The organism is Bradyrhizobium sp. P2_E8 (assembly GCF_056403875.1).
The window spans coordinates 1-5,230 of sequence record NZ_JBFUES010000521.1; the positions used below are offsets into that span (position 1 = coordinate 1).

4 protein-coding genes are annotated in these 5,230 nt (G+C 65.8%); 1 reads left to right on the forward strand and 3 read right to left on the reverse strand.

Annotated elements, in window-relative coordinates; genetic code table 11:
- Positions 1-2,187 (reverse strand): sensor histidine kinase NtrY-like (locus AC1D00_RS25360; RefSeq protein ID WP_477012529.1); only part of this gene is annotated, 2,187 nt, incomplete at its 3' end.
- A gap of 175 nt (positions 2,188-2,362) precedes the next feature.
- Here AC1D00_RS25360 and AC1D00_RS25365 point away from each other — a divergent pair.
- Positions 2,363-2,503, forward strand: coding sequence for a hypothetical protein (locus AC1D00_RS25365; RefSeq protein ID WP_167770549.1), 141 nt, complete (start codon positions 2,363-2,365; stop codon positions 2,501-2,503).
- Positions 2,504-2,667: 164 nt separating this feature from the next.
- On the opposite strand, the gene ntrC is transcribed toward AC1D00_RS25365, so the two are convergent.
- Both ntrC and AC1D00_RS25375 read right to left on the reverse strand, forming a co-directional pair.
- Entirely contained in the window at positions 2,668-4,110 is a 1,443-nt protein-coding gene (ntrC, locus tag AC1D00_RS25370) for a nitrogen regulation protein NR(I) (protein WP_477012530.1), read from the reverse strand.
- Positions 4,111-4,119: 9 nt separating this feature from the next.
- On the reverse strand, positions 4,120-5,230 hold a 1,111-nt coding region (locus AC1D00_RS25375), incomplete at its 5' end, for a two-component system sensor histidine kinase NtrB (RefSeq protein ID WP_477012531.1).

The window sequence follows — 5,230 nt, forward strand, 5'->3', positions numbered from 1 at the left end:
CATCCAGGCACCGCGCTGGCCCGCACGGAAGTCGGAGGCGTCCTTCAACTCGATGCGCCCGCCATGGTCTTCAAGCACGCGGCCGACGATCGCAAGGCCAAGGCCGGTGCCCTTGGCCCGCGTCGTCACATACGGCTCGAGCAGCCGCGAGCGCGCCACCTTGGGCAGACCGATGCCATTGTCGATGACGTCGATCAGCACGTCCTCGCCCTCGCGCGACACCACGACGTCGATGCGGCCCTTGCCGAGCTCTTCCGGCGGCACCTGCTCGATCGCCTCGGTGGCATTCTTGACGATGTTGGTGACCGCCTGCGAGATCAGCCGCCGGTCGAACTGGGCGCGCAGCGGATCTTCCCTGAACTCGGCCTCGATATCGAGCTCGGGATGGGCGACCTTCATCAGGAACACCGCCTGCCGCACGGTGTCGGCGACGTCCTCGCCCTCCATCACCGGTTTCGGCATCCGCGCAAAGCGCGAGAATTCGTCGACCATGCGCCTGATGTCGTCGACCTGACGCACGATGGTGTCGGTGCACTGCTCGAAGATCTGCTTGTCCTTGGCCTCGGTGATGTCCTTGCCGAACTTGCGACGAATGCGCTCGGCCGAGAGCTGGATCGGCGTCAGCGGGTTCTTGATCTCATGGGCGATGCGGCGCGCCACGTCGCCCCAGGCCGAGGTGCGCTGTGCCGACACCAGCTCGGTGATGTCGTCGAGCGTGATGATGTAGCTGTCGTGCGGCTGGTTCTTCTCGGCGCTGACGCGGACCGAGAGGTTGCGCTCCTGTCCGTCGCGCGTGATCGTGATCTGGCCCTGCACCAGGCGCTGGGTGCCTTCCCGCGCCGTCTTCATCATCTCGTCGAGCTCCGGCAGGACGTCGGAGAGCGCATGGCCGAGCGTCTCCGCTTCGGAGTGCCCGATCAGCTTCTCGGCGGAGCGGTTGAGGATGCCGACGCTGCCCGAATTATCGACGCCGATGATGCCGGCGCTCGCCGAGGACAGCACCGCCTCGATGAAGCGGCGGCGGCTGTCGATGAGGTCGCTTGCGTTGACGAGCTCGTCGCGCTGGCTGCGCAATTCCTGCGTCATCTTGTTGAAGGTCTCGCCGAGCTGGGCGAGATCGCCCTCCGACTGGTGCACCGGCACCTTCACGTGAAGGTCGCCGGTCGAGACGGTGTGGGCCGCATTCATCAGCCGCCGGATCGGCGATACCAGCGAGTTGGCGAAGTTCAGCCCGATCAGCACCGAGGCCATCAGGATGGTCAGCGCGATCACCGCAAACATCAGCGCGAAGGCGACCTGGATGCCGAGCCGCCGCGACTCGATCTGGGCATATTCGGCGACGCTGACCTCGGTCTGCTTGAGCTGGTTGACCACATTCGGATCGAGCGGCCGCGCGACATAGAGGAAGGTGTCGCTGAAGGCGCGCAAGCGGATCACCGCCGCGACGAAGCTCGCATCCGGCAGCACCGCGATCTCGGGCTCGGACTCGTTGACGTTGCTGAGGAAGTCCGGCGCCGGCGGCGAATAGGCCAGCCGCATGCCGGTGTCGGCGGATTCCAGGATGTTGGTGTTCTTGTCGATGATCATCGCGCCCGGCAGATTGCGGGAGCTGGCACTGGCCGTCAGCATCTCGCGAAACGACCGCCGATCCTGGTCGTAGAGCGGCCGGGCGTGCGCGATATCGTTGGCCATGCCGAGAATGTCGCCGCGGATCAGCTGCGCATGGTCCTGCATATAGGCCCGCGCGATGTTCAGCGAGTTCTGGATGACCTCCTTGGTCGGCCCGGAGAACAACCGGTCGAGGCCGCGCTCGAGGGTGACGTTGGCGACGACGGAAACCAGCACGGCCGGAAGCACCGCGACGATCGAGAACAGGCTGACGATCTGGACATGGAGACGCGCCGCCGCCCTGCCCCGCCGGCGCGCCAGGATGAGCTGCCAGAGCTCGCGGACGATGATCCCGACCAGGAGCAGGATCGTGCCCGCATTGATCAGATAGAAGGTGCGGACCACCTCCGGCGTCGGATCGATCCGCGTGAGACCGGTCAGGACCAGGAAGGTCAGCAGGCCCGACAGCAGTGCCAGCGCCACGGCAAAGGGCGCCAGCCAGCGTCGCGGCGACCAGCGTCGGGGCTCTTCAGCTGGGGCCGTGTCAAAGGATGCGGCCGAGGTGTCTGCGCTGGTCATTCCGGCAATGGGTGCTGAAAACGGGGTCCGCGGTGGCGGCGGATACTGATGTATTCCTACCACATTGTTGCCGAATTGCGACAATTCCGCGGCGTCCCCGCCGCGACGGACCGGCGCATCCACAGGGCATGCCCGGCCAGCGGGAACGGAATCCACCCATTCCGGCTTGACTGGGATGGACAGGTTCTTTCTCGCGATAATGGTCGCGGCCGTTCTGCTGCTGATCGTCGCTTCCGACCTGCTGGTCAACGGCCCCGCCATGCAGGCACCGGCTGACGTCGCCATGCTGCCGACATCAGGCCGCCTGGTCAGATAGGTGCGACGCCGCGTCCTGCGGTCGAATGACCAATTTGAATGTTCCGGCGGAACAATTCGGACCAATTCGGACTTCTGCTCACCGCGTCAGCCATCAAGGCCAGCGCGATTCGGACAGGCTCAGCTCCGCTGTGGTAGGGGGAGCTGAGCCACCGTCCCGGAAAACTAGCCCCCGCTCCGATAGACCTGGATATCGAGATCCCGGATCTTCTTCCGCAGCGTGTTGCGGTTGAGGCCGAGCAGGTCCGCGGCGCGGATCTGGTTGCCGCGGGTGGCGGCGAGCGCGGCCGTGAGCAGCGGCACCTCGATCTCCTTGAGGATACGGTGATAGAGGCCCGGCGGCGGCACGCCGTTCGGGAAGCCCTGGAAGTGCGAGGACAGATACGCCTCCACCGCGCCGCCGAGATTGTCGACGCCCTGCTGGACCGCGGCACCGGGGCTGACCGTGGGCGGCGCCAGCTCGCCGTCGATGACGGAGCCCGTGATCACGTCCTGCGGATAGAGCGCGGCGAGGCGCCGGGCGAGATTTTCGAGCTCGCGCACGTTGCCGGGCCAGCGGTGCTGCTTCATCCGCTCCAGCGCCAGCGTGTCGAGCTTCTTCGGCGGCAGGCCGTCCTTCTCGGCCAGCGTGAAGAAGTGCCGCACGAGGTCCGGCAGGTCTTCGATGCGCTCGCGCAAGGGGGGCAGCCGCAGCGGCACGACGTTAAGGCGGAAGAACAAATCTTCGCGGAACAGGCCCTGCTGGATCAGGACGCGCAGGTCCTTGTTGGACGCCGCAACGATCCGCACGTCGGTCTTGATCGGGGTGCGGCCGCCGACGGTGGTGTATTCGCCCTGCTGGAGCACGCGCAGCAGGCGGGTCTGCGCCTCCATCGGCATGTCGCCGATCTCGTCCAGGAACAGCGTGCCGCCCTCGGCCTGCTCGAACCGGCCCGAGGCGCGGGTGTTGGCGCCGGTGAAGGCGCCGCGCTCATGGCCGAACAGCTCGGACTCGATCAGGTCGCGCGGGATCGCCGCCATGTTGACGGCGACGAACGGGCCGTTGCGGCGCTTGCCGTAATCGTGCAGCGCGCGCGCCACCAGCTCCTTGCCGGTGCCGGACTCGCCCGTGATCATCACGGTGAGGTCGGTCTGCATCAGGCGCGCCAGCACGCGGTAGATTTCCTGCATCGCCGGCGAGCGGCCGACCAGCGGGATCGCCTCCATCTCGGCGTCCTCGTCCGGCGTCGAGGTTCGCTCCTTCGGCTCGGCGAGCGCACGGCCGACGATGGCGATCAGCTCCTTCAGGTCGAAGGGCTTTGGCAGATATTCGTACGCCCCCCGCTCGGAGGCGCGGATCGCCGTCATGAAGGTGTTTTGCGCGCTCATGACGATGACGGGCAAATTGGGCCGCATCTTCTTGATCCGCGGCAGCAGGTCGAAGGCGTTTTCGTCCGGCATCACCACGTCGGTGATGACGAGATCGCCCTCGCCCTGGCTGACCCAGYGCCACAGCGTTGCGGCATTGCCGGTGAGCCTGACCTCATAGCCGGCGCGGGACAGAGCCTGGTTGAGTACCGTGCGGATGGCGGTGTCGTCATCTGCAACGAGAATGCTACCTGCGGGCATTGTTAATCCTCATTTTGCCCCCTGTGATGCAGACGACGACTTCCCGGCAGAGCCGTCGCGACTGCTGTGATCGGCATGTTTGACCGATGTGGAATACATCGGCATCAGCACGCGGAAGGTGGTTTTGCGCGGCTGAGATTCGCATTCGATGATGCCCCCGTGATCGCCGACGATCTTTGCGACAAGCGCAAGGCCCAGACCCGAGCCGGTCTGCTTGGTGGTCACGAAGGGATCGAACAGGTTGGGCAGAAGATCGTCCGGCACGCCTGGTCCGTTGTCCCTCACGCAGAATTCGAGCGGCAACGATACCCGGGATTTTTGACCGGGGACTGACAGACGCACGCCGGGGCGGAACGCAGTGGTGAGCTGGATCTCGGCGTCAGGCACGTCGATCAGGGCTTCGGCAGCGTTCTTCACGAGATTGAGGAACACCTGGATCAACTGGTCCTGGTTCGCCAGCACCGGCGGCAGCGAGGGATCGTAGTCCTCGATGAAGCGGATGTTGCGGGCAAAACCCGACTGCGCCAGCCGCTTCACGTGATCGAGCACCGAATGGATGTTGACCGGTCCGCGCACCACGGGGCGCTCGTCGCCGAACACCTCCATGCGGTCGACCAGCGTCACGATGCGGTCGGCCTCGTCGCAGATCAGCCGCGTCAGCATGCGGTCCTCGGACGATGCCTGCTGCTCCAGCAGCTGCGCCGCGCCGCGGATGCCGGAGAGCGGATTCTTGATCTCATGCGCGAGCATTGCTGCTAGCGCTATCACCGAGCGCGCGGCGCTGCGATGGGTGAGCTGCCGATCCATCTTGTCGGCGATGGTGCGCTCCTGGAGCATCACCACGATGTGGCCGGGCCGCTCCGTGAGCGGGGCGACGTGCAGATCGACCTGGCGGTCGCCGCCCATGCGGGGCGTGCCGAGATCGACCTTGTATTCGTTCACCGGCGAGTTCGACGAGCGCACCTGGTCGATCAGCGCCAGCAAGGGGCTGCCGAACGGCACCAGCTCTTTCAGCGACTGCCGCTTCAGGAACTGCGTCGAGATCTCGAAGAAAGCTTCGGTGGCGATGTTGGCGGCGACGATCTTGCCGTCCGGCCCGATCATGAGCACGGGATTGGGA